The organism is Mesorhizobium sp. WSM1497 (assembly GCF_001672455.2).
Lineage (GTDB): Bacteria > Pseudomonadota > Alphaproteobacteria > Rhizobiales > Rhizobiaceae > Mesorhizobium > Mesorhizobium ciceri.
In genome coordinates, this window is the sequence record NZ_CP021070.1 from 2,305,440 (window position 1) to 2,326,850 (window position 21,411).

The 21,411-nt window shown below is 63.7% G+C and carries 19 protein-coding genes; 7 read left to right on the plus strand and 12 right to left on the minus strand.

The genetic code is table 11. The annotated features are described in order from the left end of the window. Positions 1 to 78: 78 nt before the first annotated feature. The 6 genes from A9K65_RS11125 to A9K65_RS11150 all read right to left on the minus strand — a co-directional run bounded on the left by A9K65_RS11125 (position 79) and on the right by A9K65_RS11150 (position 7,028). Positions 79 to 1,383, minus strand: coding sequence for a DUF6638 family protein (locus A9K65_RS11125; protein WP_024504533.1), 1,305 nt, complete (start codon positions 1,381 to 1,383; stop codon positions 79 to 81). 42 nt (positions 1,384 to 1,425) lie between these two features. Further along, positions 1,426 to 3,336 (minus strand): ATP-binding protein, encoded by a 1,911-nt coding sequence (locus A9K65_RS11130; protein ID WP_024504534.1) that lies wholly within the window; start codon positions 3,334 to 3,336, stop codon positions 1,426 to 1,428. A gap of 24 nt (positions 3,337 to 3,360) precedes the next feature. Next, a complete protein-coding gene (locus A9K65_RS11135; protein WP_013529952.1) occupies positions 3,361 to 4,506 on the minus strand; it encodes a hypothetical protein in 1,146 nt (381 codons plus the stop codon). 31 nt (positions 4,507 to 4,537) lie between these two features. Then, positions 4,538 to 5,626, minus strand: a complete 1,089-nt coding sequence (locus A9K65_RS11140) for a hypothetical protein (protein WP_024504535.1) — start codon at positions 5,624 to 5,626, stop codon at positions 4,538 to 4,540. A 311-nt stretch (positions 5,627 to 5,937) separates the two neighbouring features. Continuing rightward, the gene (locus A9K65_RS11145) at positions 5,938 to 6,327 is read right to left on the minus strand and encodes a cytochrome c family protein (RefSeq protein WP_024504536.1); all 390 of its coding nucleotides are present in this window, start codon (positions 6,325 to 6,327) and stop codon (positions 5,938 to 5,940) included. Positions 6,328 to 6,416: 89 nt separating this feature from the next. After that, complete coding sequence (locus A9K65_RS11150; RefSeq protein ID WP_024504537.1) at positions 6,417 to 7,028, minus strand: thymidine kinase; 612 nt, start codon at positions 7,026 to 7,028, stop codon at positions 6,417 to 6,419. Positions 7,029 to 7,265: 237 nt separating this feature from the next. Here A9K65_RS11150 and A9K65_RS11155 point away from each other — a divergent pair, with 237 nt between their 5' ends. The 3 genes from A9K65_RS11155 to choV all read left to right on the plus strand — a co-directional run bounded on the left by A9K65_RS11155 (position 7,266) and on the right by choV (position 10,368). Next, the gene (locus tag A9K65_RS11155; RefSeq protein ID WP_013529956.1) at positions 7,266 to 8,201 is read left to right on the plus strand and encodes a choline ABC transporter substrate-binding protein; all 936 of its coding nucleotides are present in this window, start codon (positions 7,266 to 7,268) and stop codon (positions 8,199 to 8,201) included. Positions 8,202 to 8,335: 134 nt separating this feature from the next. Next, complete coding sequence (gene choW, locus A9K65_RS11160) at positions 8,336 to 9,190, plus strand: choline ABC transporter permease subunit (protein WP_024504538.1); 855 nt, start codon at positions 8,336 to 8,338, stop codon at positions 9,188 to 9,190. Next, positions 9,187 to 10,368, plus strand: a complete 1,182-nt coding sequence (choV, locus tag A9K65_RS11165) for a choline ABC transporter ATP-binding protein (RefSeq protein ID WP_013529958.1) — start codon at positions 9,187 to 9,189, stop codon at positions 10,366 to 10,368. Before choW ends, choV begins: the two co-directional genes overlap by 4 nt. Positions 10,369 to 10,420: 52 nt before the next feature. Here the strand turns inward: choV and A9K65_RS11170 are convergent, their stop codons facing one another. Both A9K65_RS11170 and A9K65_RS11175 read right to left on the minus strand, forming a co-directional pair. Beyond that, complete coding sequence (locus tag A9K65_RS11170) at positions 10,421 to 11,827, minus strand: ATP-binding protein (RefSeq protein ID WP_024504540.1); 1,407 nt, start codon at positions 11,825 to 11,827, stop codon at positions 10,421 to 10,423. Further along, a complete protein-coding gene (locus tag A9K65_RS11175; protein ID WP_013529960.1) occupies positions 11,824 to 12,540 on the minus strand; it encodes a response regulator transcription factor in 717 nt (238 codons plus the stop codon). The genes A9K65_RS11170 and A9K65_RS11175 overlap by 4 nt, the downstream gene beginning before the upstream one ends. A gap of 253 nt (positions 12,541 to 12,793) precedes the next feature. Here A9K65_RS11175 and A9K65_RS35640 point away from each other — a divergent pair, with 253 nt between their 5' ends. From A9K65_RS35640 to clpS, 4 genes are all read left to right on the plus strand, one after another. Then, positions 12,794 to 13,096 (plus strand): hypothetical protein, encoded by a 303-nt coding sequence (locus A9K65_RS35640; RefSeq protein ID WP_024504541.1) that lies wholly within the window; start codon positions 12,794 to 12,796, stop codon positions 13,094 to 13,096. Positions 13,097 to 13,135: 39 nt separating this feature from the next. Further along, the gene (locus A9K65_RS11185) at positions 13,136 to 13,369 is read left to right on the plus strand and encodes a hypothetical protein (RefSeq protein ID WP_013529962.1); all 234 of its coding nucleotides are present in this window, start codon (positions 13,136 to 13,138) and stop codon (positions 13,367 to 13,369) included. Between the two features lie 216 nt (positions 13,370 to 13,585). Next, entirely contained in the window at positions 13,586 to 13,951 is a 366-nt protein-coding gene (locus A9K65_RS11190; protein WP_027162171.1) for a hypothetical protein, read from the plus strand. A gap of 139 nt (positions 13,952 to 14,090) precedes the next feature. Then, positions 14,091 to 14,396, plus strand: coding sequence for an ATP-dependent Clp protease adapter ClpS (gene clpS, locus A9K65_RS11195; protein ID WP_013529964.1), 306 nt, complete (start codon positions 14,091 to 14,093; stop codon positions 14,394 to 14,396). 55 nt (positions 14,397 to 14,451) lie between these two features. Here the strand turns inward: clpS and A9K65_RS11200 are convergent, their stop codons facing one another. The 4 genes from A9K65_RS11200 to A9K65_RS11215 all read right to left on the minus strand — a co-directional run bounded on the left by A9K65_RS11200 (position 14,452) and on the right by A9K65_RS11215 (position 21,379). Continuing rightward, positions 14,452 to 16,530 carry a hypothetical protein gene (locus A9K65_RS11200; protein ID WP_064994488.1) on the minus strand — a complete coding sequence of 693 codons (2,079 nt, stop codon included), beginning with the start codon at positions 16,528 to 16,530 and terminating at the stop codon, positions 14,452 to 14,454. 63 nt (positions 16,531 to 16,593) lie between these two features. After that, on the minus strand, positions 16,594 to 19,416 hold the full coding sequence (locus A9K65_RS11205) for a DUF4159 domain-containing protein (RefSeq protein ID WP_064994489.1): 2,823 nt from the start codon (positions 19,414 to 19,416) through the stop codon (positions 16,594 to 16,596). Beyond that, positions 19,413 to 20,375, minus strand: coding sequence for a DUF58 domain-containing protein (locus A9K65_RS11210; protein ID WP_013529967.1), 963 nt, complete (start codon positions 20,373 to 20,375; stop codon positions 19,413 to 19,415). The genes A9K65_RS11205 and A9K65_RS11210 overlap by 4 nt, the downstream gene beginning before the upstream one ends. Further along, on the minus strand, positions 20,375 to 21,379 hold the full coding sequence (locus A9K65_RS11215) for a MoxR family ATPase (RefSeq protein WP_013529968.1): 1,005 nt from the start codon (positions 21,377 to 21,379) through the stop codon (positions 20,375 to 20,377). The genes A9K65_RS11210 and A9K65_RS11215 overlap by 1 nt, the downstream gene beginning before the upstream one ends. Positions 21,380 to 21,411: the final 32 nt, after the last annotated feature.

The following is a 21,411-nucleotide window of genomic DNA, read 5'->3' on the forward strand; positions in this document are numbered from 1 at the left end:
GCCAAAAAGTTGCAGACTTTTTGGATAACATTATGCGCCAAAACAAGAAGTTAGAACGAAATAACGGTTCATTTCGTTCTAGTCAGTCAGGTCGTAGAGGCGCGTGCGAAACGCCACCTTGTCCTTCAAATATGTGGTTTTGAGAACGTCCACAACATGCGATCGCCAGGCGTCGCTGAAGCCGCCATAGTCCTTGTAGAAGCCGTCCTTGTTGAAGATGTAGCGCGAGACGAAGTCCGACGGCACGAAATCCGAGATCAGCCGGTTGGTCAGCCAGGCGTCAGGATGGTCAGGCTTGGCGCGGATCACCAGGAAGCGCTGCTGCGGGAAGACATCCTCGATCTTCAGGTGGCCGAGCTGGGCGATCTCGCGCTTGGCGGCGTTGAGGAAAGGGAAATTGCCGTCCCTGGTGATCAGGTCGGCATGGCTCTGGATCCAGGTCTGCAGCCAGACCTTGTCGACATTGGTCAAGTTGCGGTTCGGCTCGGCATCGCGGATCAGCGCGCGCACCACCATCTCGGCGCGGTGCTCGAGGTAGCCCGAGGCCTCGACCCAGGAGGCGCGCGGCAACTCGATGCGGCCGGTGGTGGCGAGGAACTTGAACACCTTGTCGGCGTCGTTAATGGAGAGATAGCTGACCTGCCACGGCCGCGAACGGCGGAAGCCTGGCGCCGCAGGATCGCTGATCACCGTCGTCACATCCGGGTCGACGAAGACGTAAAGGCCACCGAAATGGCTGGTCCAGTAGGCGTTGTGGCGGAAGATCACCTGGTCGGGCACCAGCGCGTTCTCGCGGATGTCGCCGCAGATCTTGGCGAGCTCGACCATGCGGTTCAGCATGGCGCTGTCGCGCCAGGCGTCGGGCTCCTGCTTCAACCGGTCGACGAGCTTGCCGAGCTCGGCGGCCTTGCCCAGCACATCCTCAGCCGACAGCACCTTGAACTCGACCTGGCTGATCGACAGCAGGTCCTCGATATCGTTGACCTTGGGAACGGAATCCTCGATCTCGCCGTAGATGACATCCTTGATCGTCAGCGCATCGATGGCGCGCTGGTTCTTGGACATGAACTCGAACATCAGCTGCGAGGTGTTGGAGAAGGCGGTGTGCACCACCGGCAGGTCGATCTGCGACGGCGTCAGGATGATGAAACGGCGGTTGACCTCGTTGGGATCGAGATAGTCGTAGTCGTCGCATTCCTCGGCCACTTCGGGCGAAAAGCCGGTGCGATCGATCTGGAAGGTCTTCAGCTTGGTCGGCTTCAAGCCGAATGCGGCGAGCGCCTTGTTGTAGCGCTGGATCAGATGCGGCTCGTCGACCGTCAGCAGCCGGCCATAGATCAGCTCATTGTCGCGCAGGAGATCGGGTTTTTTGGCGGGGCTCATCTTGCCTTCTCCCACAAGGGGTGAAGGGAAGGCCGGCGCAGCTCACGCATTCCATAGCCCCTTCTTCTTCATCTCCTCCATCTCGCGCGCAGCCCGTTCGCGCAGGCGGGCGTCGCGCAGCAGTTTTTCCACGGCGGAGTCGTCGGACTTGTCGGAATAGCGGAACTCCGAGTCGGCGTAGCGGTTGATCTCCTGCATGACCATGTCCATCGAGAACGGCCCGCGCAGTTCCTCGATCATGGCTTTCTTCTCGTCGTAGCCCTTGTGCATGAAGACTTCCGGCTTCTCGAACCAATCGTCGGGAAGCTCGATGTCCATGGCGCGCATCTTGATGGCGTCGGTGACATTCTTGATGGCGCGACCGGTGAAGCGGGGCTCGGCATCCTTGATCAGGTGCAGATAGGTGCCGATATCGGCCATCGATTTCGGCGCGCCGTTCTCCTTCATGTAGCGCTCGTAGACCTTCATCAGCCCATCTTCCTGCGGCTTCTCGTGCTCCTCATAGGCTTCGGTCACGGCGCGCTGGATTTCCTGCGCGGCGTAGAGATCGTGGTCGCCGAGCGGGATCTTGTGGTTTTTCCCCGCCAGCAGGACAAAAATATCGATGTAGTCGTCGCGGCTCTGCGGCCCGTCGACCAGCCAGCGGGCGCCGGCGCGCTGACGCAGCGCGTCGTCGACATTTTCGGGGTAGTTGGAGAACATGCCGAACGAGCAGTTGCCGCGCACCACGGTGGCGGCGCCGGCGAAGGCGTCCATCAAGACGCCTGTTATTTCCTGCTGGCCGGCCGAGGCGCGGTCGTCGGAGCGGCGCGCCGCCACCTGGTCGATGTCGTCGATGGTGCCGAAGCCGATGACGCGCGGGTTCAAGACATTGTTGATGAACTGGCGGCAGTTCTGGCCCGACTTGCCCTGATAGGACGAGATCTGGTCGACGCCGAAATTCTCGTAGGCGAAGGGATAGCCGGCGACCTGGCAATAGCCGTTGACGAGGCCGGCGATCATCTGGATCAGCGTCGTCTTGCCAGTGCCGGGGGCGCCGTCGCCGATGAAGGTGAACAGGAAGCCGCCGAGCTCGACGAACGGATTGAGTTCGCGCTCGAAATCATAGGCCATCAGCATCTTGGCGAGCTTGACCGACTGGTATTTGGCGATGTGGTTGCCGACGACCTCTTCCGGCTTCTTGAAGGTCATCACCAGCGGTTTTGAGCGCTTGCCCGGCGCGACGTCGAAACCATCGAGAGTGAAATCGTCGGCATCGATGCGGATATGGGCGTTCTCGAACGGGCCGATGCCGTCGAAGCGGCCCTTGCGGGCCAGAAGCCCGTCGATGGCGACGCGGGCGAAGGCGCGTGCCCTTGTCATCAAATCGGCATCATCGGACGATCCCGAGATCGCCTTGTCGAGGCCAGCGAGGATCGACTTCACCGCATCCTGCGGCGTGTCGAACAGGAAGTCCGGCTCGGGGATGTCGTTGGGTGCCTCGCCGTCGCTGTCGATCAGCTGGAACAGGTAGGAGGCGAGGCTGAAGGCGGAGATGTAAGCCGAGGCCGACAGAAGCTTCTTGAAGGTGGCCGCTTCGTCGCCTTCGAGCGGCGCGCGGGTATTCCTGGCCTGCAGGCTTTCGAGGTCGGAGCCTTCGGCAAAGACGTCCGATATGGCCAGCGCGATCGCCGTGCCGCGCCGGGCGCGAAACAGGAGCGTGTGCTGCGGGATGGTCAGCAGCTGGTCGTCGGGATGAACGGCGCCGACGGTCTTGGCCAGCTCGACCTCGCGCGTGCGACGCACCGAGCCGACCGAGACGGTCGAGACGAAGCGGCGGTTGGTGCCGGCAAGCGCGGTGCCGGACTCCCGTGACGGGTCCTCCAGCACGACGATGCGGGTGATGAAGCTCTGCGCGGTGGCGCGGTGCTTCTCGATGGCGGCTTCCGGAATGGTGGTCAGGCCGGTATCCATGAAGGGTACTCCGTGGTGTGACGGTCAGACGTCTGAGATGACCTGTCCGTTGGACAGGATATGAACCTTGTAGCCGGCAAAAATCTTCTGTGCTTCGCCGGCGGCGTAGAGTGCCTGATAGGCCTCGTGCGGAATCAGCGCATGGTTTTCATAGCTCGACACGCCCTGACGCGCGGCTTCCAGATCATCAGTGTTGATGAAGAATTCCTGCGTTGTCTTCTCACTCGAAAACAGGCCCTTGCGGCCGGGTTTCTCGCTCTTGGAATAGACCTCCTGGATCGTCCAGGTCAAAAGCCAGGCATTTTCCGGTTTGCGCACCTTGGCCAGAACCTCGGTCACCGTCGAATTGTTGTCGGTAATCCCCACCGAATAGAACGGGCCGAGCACGACGCGGCGCAGCTGCTTGGGGTGCAGCGGTTCGAAATCCTTGTCGAGGTTGACCGCGATGGTCGCCGGCGACAGCGTATAGGCGGAGTTCTTCTCGGTGAAATCGTCGAAACGATGGGCAAGCTCGGGATTGAGCAGGCCATCGACCGGCAGCGGAATGTCGACCGTCTCGTTGAGTTTGCCGTTTCTGTCGACAAGCTGGCGGATCATCGCGTCGGAAGAATCCTCCACCGTCACCATGTAGACCAGGGGCAGGTTGGCGCTGCCGTCGAACGTCGCCCAATGGACGAGATAATAGGGCCGTCCCGTCTTCGGATTGACCGAGACCTTGGCGGTTTGCGCCAGCGTGAAGGGACCGAACGTGTTCTCGCTCTTCACGTCCTCGAGATAGAGCCGCTCGGCCATCGACTTCTGCAGCGCCTCGGGGAATTCCTTGTGGCGCAGGATGAAGTCGGCCATTTCCTCGCGCAATTCGCCGGCGAGCGGGATGTTGGCAAGCCGCGCGTCGGCCTGGCGGCGGTCGTTTTCCAGTTCGAGCAGGTTCTGGAACACCGGGAATCCGCTTTCGGCCCGCGAAATGCGGAACGTATCCATGAAGCCCAGCCGGTTGCGCCAGCAGGAAAACGACTTGTCGAGCCGGGCGATGTATTCGGCGACGATCTTGGCGACGATGCCGTGCCGGTAAAGCGGCGAGCGATCGTCGCGCATGAACACTTCAAGGCCGCTCAGCGCGGCCGTGATGGCGGAGAAATATCGTGCCGCCGCTTCGTTTTCGGGGGTCATGCCTGTGCGCTCGCGGGCAGTCCTGTCACCCCTAAGACTGCACGTAGTTTGCCGAATTGTGCTTCTTCAGCACCTCGTCGAAGCGGCGGGCAAAGGCATCGTCGGCCAGCTTCTTGCGGCGCTGGATGTCGGCGGTGGCGACCATGTTCTTCTCGTGCATCTCGAGTAGGTCGCCGATGTGTTTTTGCGAAGCAGCACCGATGCCGGCCATGGTTTCCTCGGCGGTGTTGTCGACCTGGCTGCCCAGCGTGTTGATCTTGTGGGCGACGTCCTGCTGGGCGGCGGTCTTCAGCGAATCTTCCAGCGCCTTGTAGAGCACGATGCGCTGCTCGGTATCGATGGTCAGCTTGTTGATCAGCGTCGATTGCGCGGCGATCTGGTTGTTGAGCGAATCGACGAAGGTCTGGAACATCGAGGTGTAGCGCTCGAGCGTCTGGCTCTCGGCCAGCAGCTCCTGCTCCTTGGCCTGTTTTTCGTTGTATTCCGTCGCCAGCTTGGAGCGTTCGCCTTCGAGCTGCGTGCGGTCCTTCTGGCTGGTCGAAGCGGCGATCTTGTTTTCGATGTCGAGCAGCATCGGGTTGAGCTCCTCGATGCGCTTCTGCACGGCTTCGAGGTTGGTCATGGTGGTCTTGCGGCGCTCGATCACCTGCGACAGGCTGGTTTCCGAGGTCTTGTAGCGCTGGTCGAGGACCTCTTTCTGCGCCTTCAATATGCCGACGATGGTGTCGGATTTGACCAGCAATTCCTGCAGATTGCCCGCCAGCGACATGTTGCGGACGCGGTCGGTGCGCATGCGCTGCTTGCTCTGGCTGGAGAAGATACCGATGAATTTTTCCCAGCCGGTGTAGTTCTTCATGCTCTCGAACTCGGAGCCGAAGACGTTGGTGGCGTCCTCCAGGCCGATGATCAGGTCGGCAATGTTGCCTTCCATCACCTTTTGCTGCTTCAGCACATCCTCGATGCGGGCGTTCTCGAGGTCGAAATTGGCGTCGCCGATCTTCTTGTCCGATGTGGCGAGCGTATCAAGCATGGTGCCGGACTGCTCGATCTTGGAGCGCATGTCCTGTACGACCTGCTTGGTCTTGGCAATTTCGGCGTCGAAATTCTGCAATGTCGCCATTGGGGCCTCCCGCTTCGGCATGACGTCGCTGGTCGCGAACAGCGGCGAATATATGTGGGGCATCGGGGGATTGAAAGACGTGAAGACAAGGGCGGCGTGAAAACAAAAGAATCCATCAGGGTCTTGAAAACCAGTGAAGGCGGGGGCCTGGCGTGATTAGCTTGCCTGCCAGCCGTAGTTCAGCTGTCATTGAACTTTCATGCGGCAAGCCGATGGCGCACGGATGCCTTTGTATTCGGCAAATCACTGAAGCAATCGCGGCCGCGATATGCGAGGGGAAAGCCGGTTTTACAGAGCTGACGAACAGCGGATCAGGGCTTGGGATCGGCCTTCAGATAGGCGATGACATTGGCGATGTCGTCGTCATTGGTCAGGCCGCCGAACGCCATCTTGTTGCTCGGCACCTTCAGCTTTGGGGCCTTGAGATACTCGGCGAGATTGGCTTCATCCCAGATCAGGCCGGCGGCGCCGGCACTCTTCATCGCCTCGGAATAGTGGCCAAGAAAGCTCTCGGCACTGCCGGCAGTGCGGCCAACGACGCCCAACAGATGCGGACCGACCTTGTCGCGGTCGGTGGCTGCGTCATGGCAGGCCATGCATCGGTTGAAGACCTTCTTGCCCAGGGCAGGATCACCGCCGGCATGGGCTACGAGCGAGCTGGCAAGGAGAAGGATACTGGCGAACGAAGCGGCTCGAAGCATGGCTGACCCCGGGGAGCTCTGGCTGGCTGCGTTATAGTACCGAAGCCTTAAGAAACGCTGCATCGGGCCGGGGTCAAGGCCGCCGACCGTCAGCCCTTGATAAAGCCGATGAAGTCGTCTGGCGCGGCGCGGCCCATCTCTTCCTCCCAGTGGCGGCGGCAGAGCGAGACATAGACATCCTTGCCGATCGCCACCTGCTCGCCCTGGCGCGCCACCTTGCCATCGGGGCCGAGGCGCACGACCATCGTCGCCTTGCGGCCGCATCGGCAGATGGTGCGCACTTCGCGCAAATCGTCGGCGATGGCCAGCAGCGCGCGCGAGCCGGAAAACAGCTTGCCCTGGAAATCGGTGCGCAGGCCGTAGCACATGACCGGGATGTTCAGCCGGTCGGCGATGCGGGCGAGCTGCCAGACCTGCTCTTCCTCGAGGAACTGCGCCTCGTCGACGAAGACGCAATGCACCGACGTATGCGCGTGATGATCGGCGACGCGGGCGAACAGATCGTCGCCGTCGCGAAACATCTCGGCTTCCGTCTCCAGGCCTATGCGCGACGAGATCAGGCCTGTATCGCCCTTGCGGTAGTGGCCGGCGACGAACAGCATCGTGCCCATGCCGCGCTCGCGGTAATTGTAAGAGGCCTGCAAGAGCATCGTCGTCTTGCCGGCGTTCATCGTCGCGTAGTGGAAGTAAAGCTTGGCCATGCCGCTCTTTTAAGCCGACTTGGCCTGACACGGGGAGGGGCCAGAGCGGCATTCCCCTGAAAAAGCCGGCTGGCCAGACAAAAGCGCCTGATGTGTCGCTGATTGGCCAGCCCGCGCCGTTGATCGTGATTGTCTTAATGCTTGAAACCACACCAGAATGGTGTTTGGCTGACGAAACAAGGCGGGCATAGAAACCGTAGCTACGCTTCGCCAAAGAATCACAATGGGAGACTGTCTATGTCGCGTATGAACTCTTTCGTCGCCGGCCTCGGCCTGGCGGCTTTTTTGTCAACCAGCGCTGCCTACGCCGGTGATCCGGCAAGCTGCAAGGCGGTGCGCCTTTCCGATGTCGGCTGGACCGACATCCAGGCGACGACCGGCGTCGCCTCCGTGCTGCTGACCGCGCTCGGCTATGAGCCGCAAACGATCCAGCTGTCGGTGCCGGTGACCATGGCGTCGCTGAAGAACAAGGATCTCGACGTGTTCCTCGGCAACTGGATGCCGTCGATGACCAACGACATCAAGGACTATACAGCCGACGGTTCGGTCGAGACGATCAGCACCAACCTGACCGGCGCCGGCTACGGCATCGTCGTGCCGACCTATGTCGCCGACGCCGGCGTCAAATCGCTGACCGATATCGGCAAGTTCAAGGACAAGTTCAACGGCAAGATCTATGGCATCGAGGCCGGCAATGACGGCAACCGCATCATCCTCGACATGATCAAGAACCCGAAGGACAATCTCGAAGGCTTCGAGCTGGTCGAATCCTCGGAAGCCGGCATGCTGACGCAGGCCGAGCAGTCGATGAAGAACAATGAATGGATCGCCTTCCTCGGCTGGACGCCGCATCCGGTGATGGGCGCCATGAAGATCACCTATCTCGACGGCATGGGCGACAGCGGCTTCGGCGCCGCCACCGTCTACACCAATGTGCGCAAGGGCTACACCACCGAATGCCCGAACGCCGGCAAGTTCATCGCCAACCTGAAGTTCAACCTGGACATGGAAGGCGAGATGATGGACGCGATCCTCAAGGGCGGCGACGCCAATACGGTTGCAACCGACTGGCTGAAGAAGCACCCGGATGCCGTTGCCCCGTGGATAGCCGGCGTGACTACCTTCGACGGCGGTGACGCTGCCGCCGCCATCAAGACCGCGCTCGGAAGCTGAGCCGACTGAATTCGGCAAAGCCGAACCAGGAAGGGCAGCCATCTTAGAAAAGGCTGCCCTTTTTCATATCCTGTGACAAGATGACGACGGCCGAGGCCGAGGGGCAGGGCGGTCTCCTGCACGAGAGGGGCGATATGGATCCGATTTCGAAATTCATGGTCGATCACAAGATTCCGATCGGCGCCTGGGGAAAGGCCTTCTTCGGTTTCCTCACCGACAATTTCGACACTGTGTTCAGGGCCTTTTCGAATGGCCTCAATTTCCTGCTGGATGGGCTGGTCGGCATCCTCTTGATGGTGCCGCCGGTGCTGCTGGCGCTGGTCATCGCCGTTGTCGCCTGGCTGCTGCAACGCTCGCGGCCACTTGCCATCGGCGTCTTTCTCGGCCTGATCTTCATCATCAACCAGAACCTTTGGAAGCAGACGGTGCAGACGCTGGTGCTGGTCGTCGCGGCCGCTGCCATGGCCATGGCCATCGGCGTGCCGCTCGGCATCTGGGCAGCGCACAAGCCGAAGGTCTACCGCGTCATGCTGCCGGTGCTCGACCTGATGCAGACGCTGCCGACCTTCGTCTACCTGATCCCGGTGCTGACGCTGTTCGGCCTCGGCAACGCGCCCGGCCTCATCGTCACCATCATCTTCGTCATTCCGACCGCGGTCCGGCTCACGCATCTGGGCGTCGTCTCGGTGCCGAAGTCGATCGTCGAGGCCGGCGAGGCTTTCGGCGCCACCAAGAGCCAGCTGCTGTGGAAGGTGGAACTGCCGTCGGCACTGCCCACCATCATGGCCGGCCTGACGCAATCGATCATGCTGTCGCTGTCGATGGTGGTGTTTGCCGCACTGATCGGCGCCGGCGGGCTCGGCACCGAGATCAACCGGGCGCTCGGCTCGCGCCGCATCGACCTCGGGCTTGAGGCGGGGCTTGCCATCGTCGTTTTGGCCATCGTGCTCGACCGGATGACCCGCATCGCCGTTGGAGGCAAGAAATGACCGTCGCCGTCGATTTCAGGAACGTCGATATCGTCTTCGGGGCCGACCAGGCCGGATCGCTGAAGATGATCGACGCCGGCGCCAGCCGCGCCGAGATCCTCGAAAAGACCGGCAATGTACTGGGCTGCGCCGGCGCCAGCCTGACCGTGAACGAGGGCGAGATCTCCGTTCTGATGGGCCTCTCCGGTTCGGGCAAGTCGACATTGCTGCGGGCGGTCAACCGGCTCAACGTGGTGTCGCGCGGCCAGGTGCTGGTCAAGGATGGCGACAAGACCGTCGATGTCGTCACCTGCGACGAGGCGACCTTGCGGCGCCTGCGCCAGAAACAGGTGGCGATGGTGTTCCAGCAGTTCGGCCTTTTGCCCTGGCGCACGGTGGAGGAGAATGTCGGTCTCGGCCTCGAACTGGCCGGCGTCCCGGAAGCCGAACGCAAGGAGCGCGTCCAACGCCAGCTCAAGCTGGTCAATCTCGACCAGTGGTCGAAGAAATATGCGCATGAGCTTTCGGGCGGCATGCAGCAGCGCGTCGGCCTGGCGCGGGCCTTCGCCACCGAGGCGCCGATCCTGTTGATGGATGAGCCGTTCTCGGCGCTCGACCCGCTCATCCGCACCAAGCTGCAGGACGAATTGCTGCAGCTGCAGACTGAATTGAAGAAGACCATCATCTTCGTCAGCCACGACCTCGAGGAGGCGCTGAAGATCGGCTCCCACATCACCATCATGGAGGGTGGGCGCATCGTGCAAACCGGCGCGCCCGAAGACATCGTGCTGCGGCCCGCCAACGACTATGTCCGAGACTTCATCGCCAATGTGAACCCGCTGTCGGTGCTGACCGCCTGGAACGTGATGCGCGACCGTCGCGATCTGGAGCACGGCAAGGACGGCTGGGTCTGGCTCGACCGCCGCAAGACGACGCGCTTCAAGATCGACGATCACGGGCTGGTTGCGGCGGCCGAACGCGACGGCAAGCCGGCGGTCTGGGTGTCGTGCGCCGACGTCGAAGGCCAATCCGAGGAAGCCGCGCAAGTGTTCTGGGCCAACCCGGGCACCTCGCTGAAAACCGTCATGCTGGCCATGCACCGTTCGCAGACCGCTCCGGTAGCGCTGTTTGACGACCAGTCGCGCTTCGTCGGCGCCATCGGCATTCGCGACGTGCTGAGCGCGGTGTTGCGGCGGTAGTTTCTCCGGAATCCAACGGCGGCGAGGCGCGGCGACCGGGCGCGCCTTGTTTTTATGCCGCCAGCGGCAGGCGCAGTTGCGTCAGCAGGCCGCCGCCGGGATTGTTGGACAGGCGGATCTCGCCACCTGCGGCGCGCGCGATGTTGCGGGCAATGGTCAGGCCGAGACCAAGACCGCCGGTCTGGCGGTTGCGCGATTGTTCGAGGCGCACGAACGAGCCGAACACGGCGTCGATCTGCGCCTGCGGTATGCCAGGCCCTTCATCGCGGATGGTGAGCAGGATCATGTCCTCCGACCGGCGCAGCGAAAGATGCGCCTTCTTGCCGTAGGTGACCGCGTTCTGCACCAGATTGGTGACGCAGCGCTTGAGCGCGACCGGCCGCGCCATGCAGATCAGCCCGCGCGAACGGGTCTCGTCGTCGAACGAGACGTCGTCATAGCCGTCGGCGATCGATTCCACGAGCGACCAGAAGTCGATGCGTTCGTTCTTTTCCTCGGTCACTTCGAAGGTGGCGAAGTCGATCACCGAGCTGGCGATGCTCTCGACATCGGCGAGGTCGTGCGCCAGCGCCTCGCGGACCGCCGATTTGCGCAACAGCTCCAGGCGCAGGCGCATCCTGGTCATCGGCGTGCGCAGGTCATGCGCCAGTGCCGCCGCCAGATGTTCGCGGTCCTCGACATATTCGCGCAATCTCGCCTGCATGGCATTGATCGCCTTGGCGGCGGCACGCACCTCGCGGCTGCCGCTCTCGGCGATCGGCGGGCTCTTCAGATCCTTGCCGATCCGGTTCACGGCGGTTTCCATCATCCGGTAGGGCGCCGTCAGCCGGCGCAGCGACCAGATCGACATGATCACCACCAGCCCTGCGATCAGCGAATAGAGCGGCAGGCTGTCGAAGCTCAGGATCGGGCCGACGGGCGTGATCGGTTCGGTGAAATTCAGCCATTGGCCGTCGGCGAAGCGCAGCGATGCCGTCAGCTTGTCGCTCTGGGCGAAGTCGGCGGCCAGCACCAGAAGGTCGCGCTCGACCTGGCCGATGTCGGGTCCTGGCGTCGTGCCGTCCGCGTCGTCGGCCTCGCGCGTCGCCGGATCGCGGCGCACGCGTGCATCGGTGATGCCGAATTTGGACAGCCGGCCGACGAGGATGTCTTCGAGTTCGGCCAATTCGTCATCGCCGGCGATCGACGAAGTGACCGCCGGCGTGTCCGAAACGGTGAGCGCGTAGGTGGAGTTGAACAGGCCGGTCGCCGTCGCCTTGCGCTCGTCCGGACTGGCGTCATGCATGAGCTGCACCAGCGAGAAGGCACGGTCGTTGAGCCGGTAGAGGTCGACGACGTCGTTGGCGGCAGCGCGGTCGCGCGAGACGATGTAGAGGGTCGCGACCTGGCTGATCAGCAGGCCGGCAATGACGATCAGCAGCACCCAGACAGGCAAGGTCTGCGGCAGGAAACGTCTCATTCGGAGGTCGTCTCGGGCAGGAACTGGTAGCCGCCGCTGCGTACGGTCAGGATCAGCTTGGGCGTCTTCGGGTCGTCCTCCATCTTGCGCCGCAACCGGCTGACCAGGATGTCGATGCTGCGGTCGAAGGAATAGTCGCTGTCGCCGCCGGACAGTTCGATGAGCTGGTCGCGGGTCAGCACACGCTGCGCACTCTTGACGAAGGTCTGCAGCAGGTTGAATTCGGCCATGGTCAGCTCGACCCTGACATCGTCGGGTGCGATCAGCCGGCGCCGGGCACAGTCCATCGTCCAGCCGGCGAAGCGGTAGATCTGCTTGGTGGTGGCGCGCTTCGGCTCGGCGGCGCCATTGCGCCTGAGCACGGCCCGGATGCGCGCCAAAAGCTCGCGCGGGTCGAAGGGCTTGGGCACATAGTCGTCGGCGCCCATTTCCAGGCCGACGACGCGGTCGGTCGTCTCGGTGACGGCGGTCAGCATGATGATCGGCGTCGAATACTGGGCGCGCAGGTCGCGGCACAGCTCCAGCCCGCTTTTGCCGGGCAGCATCACGTCGAGGACGATGAGGTCCACCTGGACGCGCCGCAGGATGGTCTCCATCTCGATGCCGTCGGCCGCAACCGAGGTGTGCAGGCCCCGCTTCTGGAAGAATTCCTGCAGCAGGTCGCGGATGCCCTTGTCGTCGTCGACGATCAGTATGTGTGCATCGGATTTCACAGCAGCCCTGTCATTGTTGCCAAGCCCTTCTGTCTTTGATTGCCAAGCCCTTCGGTCGCAACCCACACGATAGAATTCAGGCCATATGTTGGCCAGTGGCTATGATGGGGTTCACACCGGCTTTCTCAGACACACTCCAGAAACAAAATTCTACAGTTCAGAAAAACTCCTGAAAAATTTCAAAGGCATAACTGATCTCGTGGCGGTCAGGTCATCGGCTGCGACGCTAGTCTCCGGGTTTACGGATAAACCGATGCCAAGGTTGTCGATCAGTTTGTTGGGTGCGTTGCTGGGCTTCTGCCTGGTCACTGCCGCTGTCGGACAATCGGACGCAAAGGCGACGCTCACAACCCGGAGCGAACGGTGCGCCAATCTCAGCCACCAATTTGATGAAGCCCTCGAAACCCATGCCACGGCAACGCAGGTCACCGCGGCAAAGGCACTTCAGAGAAAGGGCAACCGGTACTGCGCCGCCAAGAAACAGGCACAGGGCATCCGGATGCTCGCCAATGCTTTGAAGCTGCTTGGAGTGACGCCGAACGACCCGGTTCAGTAACGCTCCGAAACTTGACCCGCATAAAAAGGAAACGAAGCCATGAAAAAGTCCATCCTCTCCGCAACCGGTCTCGCCGTCGCTCTCGCTTTCGCGATGCCGGCTCTCGGCAACGCCGCCGCCACCACGACCGCTGCTCCGGCTGCTTCGACGACCACCGCTCCGGCGACTGCCGCTCCGGCCAAGGCTGCTCCGAAGAAGGTCGTCAAGAAGACCGTCAAGAAGCACAAGAAGGCTGCTGAGAAGGCCGTCAAGAAGGACGCCCCGAAGACCTGATAAGGTCCGGCATAAAATGCCGGCCTGTTGACCAAGGCCGCTCCAGCTGGTTTCGGTTGGAGCGGCCTTCTTCCTGTCCGAGCCGCTGAAGCCCTGACATTGGCGATGAAGCGGGTCGATGGGTTCAACTGATCTTTGGCGAAGTCTGGCACCGGCAGCTTCCGCCTCGACTGACACTTAACCCGTTTGCAACGCCGGCCGTGTAGGACAATCCGCATGAAGAAGCGGCTTTCGTCCATTTTGCGCTCGATGGTGATCGGCGGTCTGGTTGCCACCGGCCTCGCCAGAGTGCTTATCCTGTTCACCGCCAGCCCGGTCCCCGATCCGGCCAGCGGACGCACCGAGCCTTCGCTGTTCGCGCCGGCGATTTCCACCAACTGGGACTACATAACGCCGGCACAGACCTGGCTGCTGGTCGTGCTGACCGGCGCGACGTTGATCTGCGTCGCCGCGTGGCCGATCGCGACCTGGCTGGAACGCCGGGCGGATGCCGGCGGAAACCGTTTTCGGTCCGATATACCGCCCGCTGCGGCCGTGCGGCAGATTCCCGGCCGTCGCATATTCGGCCGCCAGGGCCGTTGAACGGCAACCGACACTTTCCCACATGATTGTGAATGGCCGCGTCGGCGGACACCGGTTTCGCGCGTCGATCAAAATGGACGACCGTTTTCACCGGTGCCAGAATGGCGGTCACGTCGCTTACGCAAAACTGTCGGTTCCGATGCCTGAAATCACCACAAAACCGCGTACCCAGATCAAGCCGCAAGTCGAACGGCCAAAACTCTACAAGGTCATCCTCATCAACGACGATTTCACGCCGCGCGAATTCGTGGTGACGGTGCTGAAGGGCGAGTTCAAACTCAGCGAGGACCAAGCGCACCGGGTGATGATCACTGCGCATCGGCGTGGCGTCTGCGTCGTCGCCGTGTTCACCAAGGATGTCGCCGAGACCAAGGCGACGCGCGCCACCGATGCCGGCAAGGCCAAGGGCTATCCGCTGATGTTCACGACGGAGCCGGAGGAGTAGAGCAGGGGGCTTTCCCTTCTCCCACAACAAGGGGAGAAGGAAAAAGAGCGCCGCGCTACCGTCCCTCGCGGTACCACATCGAACCCATTGCCAGAAGCAGCAGGCCGAGGCCGAGGAAGCCGCCGAACAGCGGCACGCGCGAGACGGCTTTGAGCACGCTGTCGTCTGTCGTGCGCAGGCCGATCCAGTCGCTGCCGGATGCGGCACCAGCCGAGCGCACCGGCACGATGGAAGGCAGCGTCACGTCGCTGCCAAGGGCTGTGGAAGACGCCAGCCGGCGCACGCTGCCGCCGGTGGCTTCCGCCGGCGCCTTCAGCCGGTTTTCGGTGGAAATGACGTCGGCGAATTCCGGTGCGTTGACCGGCCCGACATGGGCGAGCGCGGTGAGGTCGCCATTGGCGACCTGGTAGAGCCCGATCTCGCTGGTCTCGACGCTGCCGAGGAAGACCCCGGGCTCGGCTTTGTCGAGCTTGACCGTCAAGGTTTTGCCGGACGGAGTGATGATCTGCGCGGCGCCGGGATCGTCGGCCATCGTCTGGCGGCGGATTTCCAGCACCATGCCACGACCATCGGCGGTCAGCCGCTCCTCCTCGAGCTCCGGCTCCTTCATCAGCCAGTGCGCGATGCGCCGATAAAGCTGGACATGCGGGCCGCCGCCCTCGAAGCCGCGCGCCCACAGCCAGCCCTGATCGGACAGCAGCATGCCGACGCGGCCTTCTCCCTTGCGGTCGAGCAGCAGCAGCGGCCGGTTGTCGGCGCCCTTCATGACCACTTCGCCTTCCGAGTTCTGCACGCCTATGGTGCGGAACCAGCGGCTCCAGTGCGGCGGCTCGGTGGCCGAGCCATCGAGCCCACGCGTCACCGGGTGGCGCTGGCCGAGTTCGGTGAGGCGCGGATAGAAGGCCTTGTCGACAACTTCGCCGGTCGGCATCGCCGGCAGGGCGGCCATCAGCGGCGTGCGCGCGATCGAGCTTTCGCCGGCATATTCGGGGCCGGCCGCGATCAGCAGCGCGCCGCCCTTTTCGACATATTCGGAGATGTAGTCGTAATAGAGGATCGGCAGCACGTCGCGATGCTGGTAGCGGTCGAAGATGATGAGGTCGAAATCCTTGATCTTCTCGACGAACAGTTCGCGGGTCGGGAAGGCGATAAGCGACAATTCGTTGATCGGCGTGCCATCCTGCTTTTCCGGCGGCCGCAGGATGGTGAAATGGACAAGATCGACCGAGGCGTCGGATTTCAGCAGGTTGCGCCAGGTGCGCTCGCCGGCATGCGGCTCGCCGGAGACGAGCAGCACACGCAGGTTCTCGCGAATGCCGTCGATGAGTGCGATGGCGCGGTTGTTGGTGTCGGTCAGTTCGCCTGGCTCGCGATCGATGGCGAGTTCGACGATGTTGCGGCCGGCGCCCGGAATGGTGACCTGCAGCGGCATGGCCTGGCCAACGGTGGCGTGCTCGACGGCGACCTGCTCGCCATTGACCGAGACGCGCACATCGACCGGGCCAGTCTCGTTTTCGGTCGAGATGACGCGGTAGGTCATGTCGAGCGGCTTGCCAACAAGACCGAAGCGCGGCGCGTTCTCGAAGCGGATGCGGCGGTCCTTTTCGTGGTCATTGCCGGTGATCAGCGCATGCAGCGGGGCGTTGAAATCGGGCGCGCCCGGCGGCGCGTCATGGACCTCGCCATCGGTGATCATGATCGCGCCGCCGATGCGTGACGGCGGCACGTCGCGGAAGGCGCCTTCAAGCGCGCCGAACAGCCGTGTCTCGGTGCGCTCTTCGGCGGCCTCGGATTTGCCGGCCTCGACGACCCGCACGTCGAACTGCTTGAAGCGGCCAAGCCGCTGCTGCAGCCCGGCCAGCGCCTCGTCGGTCTGCTTGGTGCGATCGCCGATATCCTGGCTCTGGCTGCGGTCGACGACGAGGGCGACAACGCTTTTCAGCGGCTCGCGCTCCTCGTTGAGGAACACCGGGTTGAACAAAGCGGCGGCGAGCGCCAAAAGGGCGATGAAGCGGAAGACCGAGCCGCGCTGGCGAAACCACAGGCCGACAAGCGCCAGCAGCGCCAGCGGCACCAGCGCCAAGGCCAACAGGGGCCAGGAGATCAGCGGTTCGAAGGAAATCGACCAGTTCATTCCTTACCCTCCTCTTTTTGGGGAGGGTTTATCCGCGACCGGAGGGCACCAAACAAACTCATCTTACTGCCCCAGCCGTTCGAGCAGTATGGGCACGTGCACCTGGTCGGATTTGTAGTTGCCGGTCAGCATGTACATCATGATGTTGACGCCGGCGCGCAGCGCGTAGACGCGCTGCATCGGGTCCGCCGGTACGGTCGGCAGCAGCGGATCGCCATTCTCGTCGACCGCCCAGGCGCCGGCAAAATCATTGGCGGTGATCATGATAGGCGAGACGCCGTCGCCGGTGCGCACCGGCCGGTTCTCGGCATTGCTGGCGTCGAGCGACGCCTCGACCCACAGTGGGCTGCCGGCGAAGCGGCCGGGGAATTCGGGCAGGATGAAGAAGGATTTGGTCAGCACGTGGTCGGACGGCACCGGCTCCAGCGGCGGCACGTTGAGGTTGCCGAGGATGTCGCGCAGCCGCTCCGTCGCCGGGCTGGTCGAATCGGCGCCGATGCCGTTGGCGAACTGGTCGCGGGTGTCGAACAGCACCGTGCCGCCCTGCTGCATATAGGCGTCGATGCGGGCGATGGCGGCCTGGCTCGGCATCGGGGCGGCCGGATCGATCGGCCAGTAGATCAAAGGATAGAACGACAGCTCGTCCTTCGAAATGTCGACACCGGCTGGTGCGCCCGGTTCAAGGGCCGTCTTTTCGACCAGGAAGCGGGTCAGGCCCTCGAGCCCGGCACGGCTGATCGAATCGTCGCCCGGCACACCGGTCAGCACATAGGCGATGCGGGTCTTCGAAATCGCCTCGATGGCAATTTCGTCACCCGGCTTGGCGTCGTCGGCGCGGGCAAGGTCGGCATGACCGAACAAGCTACCCAGCGCAATCAGGACCGCGGCGGTGGTTGCCATGGCACCGGCGCGGCGCGGTCGGCGTGAGAACAGGCCGCCCATCCAGAATACCGCCAGCGTATCGAGCAGCATCAGCACCAGGGCGGCCGCGACCAGCGCGCCCTTCAAATTGCGCGATTCGTCAAAGGCATACTGGATCGAGGTGACGGGAACAGTGATTTGCGGGCGCGCCAGCGGGGCCAGCGTGCTGTCGGCTTCAAGCAGATTATGGGCAAACACACCCGTCTCGGAACCATAAAGGCCGGGCGGGTTTTCAAAAGTCACCGGCAGCGCGCCGGCGCCCGGTACAAGCGGCCGTGCATCCGGCGTCGGCGGCACCAGCGAGCCGTCGGCTGCAATCATGCGATAGGGCGCCAGCGACGCCGCGGCGGCTTCGGCATTGGCGATGGCAGCGCCCTGGTTGCGCGACAGCTGCACGATGCGGCGCAGCATCTCGACGAAGCTGCCGGAGATCGGCAGGTTCGACCAGGTTGCCTCAGGGGTGACGTGGAACAGCACCAGCGTGCCCTTGCCTTTCTTCAGTCCGGTGACCAGCGGCGTGCCGTCGGCAAGGGCCGCCCAGGTGCGCTCGACGATATCGGGTGTCGGCTCGGCCAGCACCTGTCTGCTGACAGTGACCTCGGTCGGCGGCGCCAGATCGGCGAACGGGCCGGCCTTGGGGAATTCGGTGACAGGCTGCGGCGACGTCCATGACAGCGCGCCGCCGAGCGAACGCTCGCCGGTGCGCAGGCGGACCGGCAGCAAATCGTCGTCATCGCCCGCCGTGGCCAGCCGCGAACCGGCGAAACGCACCAGCGTGCCGCCATTGTCGACCCAATCGACAAGTCTCTGCCGGACCTGTCCGGGAATGGTGCCGATATCGGCCATGACAATCATCGCGGGCTTCTGGTCGAGGATCTGCGGGATGGCGTCGGCGAGGTCGGCGCTGGAGGGTTCGACCAGATCGGCGAAGGGCTGCAGCGCCCGCCTGATGTAGTAGAGCGGCGACAAAAGCGGCTGCGCCTGGTCGGCCTCGGCCTGCGACAGCAGCCCGACGCGGCGACGCTTGGAGCTTTCGTCGAGCACGCGCACCGCACCGGCCTGCCGCTCGCCGTCGAGCGCGATCGAAGCGAAGTCGTTGCGCAATTCGAACGGCACCGCCATGGTGCCGGTGGCGGTGGTTTCGCCAGGCGAAAAGGTCAGCGTCGCATCGGCGATGCGGCGGCCCTTGTCGTCGAAGGCGCCGGCGGTGACCTGCGCCGGGGCAGGGTCGCCCGGCGCGCGGATGGCGGTCAGCGCAAAGCCGTCGACCTGGTTATCGGCAGCGGTCAGGCCCGTCAGCGACAGCCTGTCGGCGGTTGCCCAGACGACACGGGCGGCATTTTTCGACAAAAGCGTGTTGAAGGCGGCTTCATCGCCTTTTGCCGCCAGGCCGTCGGCAAGCACGGCGACACTGGCCCCGGGCAAGGTCTCCAGCACGCCGGCGACGCGGGCATAGACGGCGGGCCGGTCGGTCGGGATCGGCCGCGGCTTGGCGGCGCGCAGCCGGTCAAGGGCGGTGGCGGCATCGAACGGGCCGATCTCGGCATTGGCTTTTTCGGCGGTGAAGGCGATGACGACCGGCACGCCGTTGGAGCCGGCGTCGTTGATCAGCCGCTCGGCGGTGGCGACGCGTTTGCCCCAGTCGGCGGCACTTGCCCAGTCATTGTCGATGACCAGGGCAAGGGCGGCTCCTTCGGCCGGCAGCTTTTCACGCGGATTGAAGACCGGGTCGGCCAATGCCGCGACGATGAGGGCCGCCATCAAGAGCCTGAGCAGCGTCAGCCACCACGGACTCTGCTGCGGCGTCTCCTCGCGCTTCAGTACGCGCGCCAGGATCTTCAGCGGCGGGAAGATCTCGGTCTGCGGCTTGGGCGGCGTCAGCCTGAGCAGCCACCAGATCACCGGCAGTGCCAGCAGGCCCCACAGCACCATGGGGGCGCCAAAGGAGAGCGGCAGCCAACTCATGCGACAGCCTTTCCTGGCCGATCGCCACCAGCGATGCCGGCACGACCGCCAGCGGTCGGCCTGACCGAGGGGCCATCAGTGGTCATCGCCATGTGCAGCCGCACCAGCGCGTCGGAGGCCAGCCGATCGGTGTGGTTGACGGTAAAGCTCCAGCCAAGCCGCTTGCACCAGGCGGCCAGTTCGTGGCGGCGGGCGGTGTAGAGCAGGCGATACTCATCACCCAGCATTTCGGCGCGGCCGGCGGTCAGCTTGTCGCCGGTCTCGGGATCGGTGAATTCGGTGCGGCCGGCATAGGGGAAGGTCTCCTCGGCCGGGTCGGCGACCTCGATCAGGTGGGCACGCACGCCGTGGCGGGCCAGCACGTCGAGCCAGGCCATCGTCTCCTCGACAGGATCGAGGAAGTCGCTGACGATGACGATGTCGCAGAAGCGCCTGATGTCGGACAGGTCGGGTTTTGCCGGCAGCTCGCCGGCATGCATCAACTGGGCGGCAATGCGTTCGGCGCCGTTGCGGGCGGTGAACGGGTCGGTGAGGCCCGGCCAGGCGATGCGTTCGCCGCTGCGCGACAACAGCTCGGCCATGGCCAGCGCCAGCACCAGCGCGCGCGATTGCTTGGAAACGCTGGCGCCTGTCGATTTGTAGAGCATCGACGGCGAGGGGTCGGCCCACAGCCAGACGGTATGGGCGGCTTCCCATTCGCGGTCGCGCACATAGGTGTGGTCGTCGCGGGCCGAGCGGCGCCAGTCGATGCGCGAGGAATCACCCTCGACGTAGGGGCGGAACTGCCAGAAATTCTCGCCGATGCCGCGCTTGCGGCGGCCGTGCCAGCCGGCGATCACGGTGTTGACGATGCGCCGCGCCTCGACCAGCAGGTCTGGCACAAGCGAGGCCCGCAACCGGCCACGGGCGAGCGCGTCGCGCGTCGCTGCCGGAGCCTGGACCTCGCCGATGCGCGGCATCAAATCCCTTTCACGAGTTTCGCCACCACGTCACGCACGCTGGTGCCTTCGGCGCGGGCGGCGAAGGTCAGCGCCATACGATGCTGCAGCACCGGCTCGGCCAGCGCACGGACGTCGTCGACCGAGGGCGCCAGCCGTCCGTCGTAAAGCGCGCGCGCCCTTGTGCACAGCATCAGCGCCTGGCTGGCGCGCGGGCCGGGACCCCAGGCGACGTTCTTGTCGGTCTCGGCATTGCCTTGGCCGGGACGCGCCGAGCGCACCAGCGTCAGGATCGCCTCGACGACGCTTTCAGGCACCGGCATGCGGCGGATCAGCGTCTGGATCTCCTTCAGCCGCACCGGCTGCAGCACGTTTTGCGCTTTCGCGTCCTCGATGCCGGTGGTTTCCAGAAGGATGCGGCGCTCCGCCTCGATTTCGGGATAGAGGATGTCCACCTGCATCAGGAAGCGGTCAAGCTGTGCCTCGGGCAGCGGATAGGTGCCCTCCTGCTCCAGCGGGTTCTGGGTTGCCAGCACGTGGAAGGGCGCCGGCAGGTCATGGCGGGCGCCGGCAATGGTGACGTGGTATTCCTGCATGGCCTGCAGCAGCGCCGACTGGGTGCGCGGCGACGCGCGATTGATCTCGTCGGCCATCAGCAGCTGGGCGAAGATCGGCCCGGAGATGAAGCGGAAGGAGCGTTTTCCGGTCTCGTCCTGCTCCATCACTTCGGAGCCGAGGATATCGGACGGCATCAGATCCGGCGTGAACTGGATGCGACGCGAATCGAGGCCGAGCACGATGCCAAGTGTTTCGACCAGCTTGGTTTTGGCGAGACCCGGCACCCCGACCAGCAGCGCATGGCCACCGGCCAGCAGCGCCACCAGCGTGCGCTCGACGACGCTTTCCTGTCCGAAGATGACCCGGCCGACCCCGTCGCGGATCCGGGAGATGTCGGCAAGCGCCTTTTCGGCCTCGGCGATCATGTCCTTTTCGCTGATCGGGCTTTCCTTGACCATCACGCTCATGCCGCATCGATCCTTGTGGTTGGAATACCATG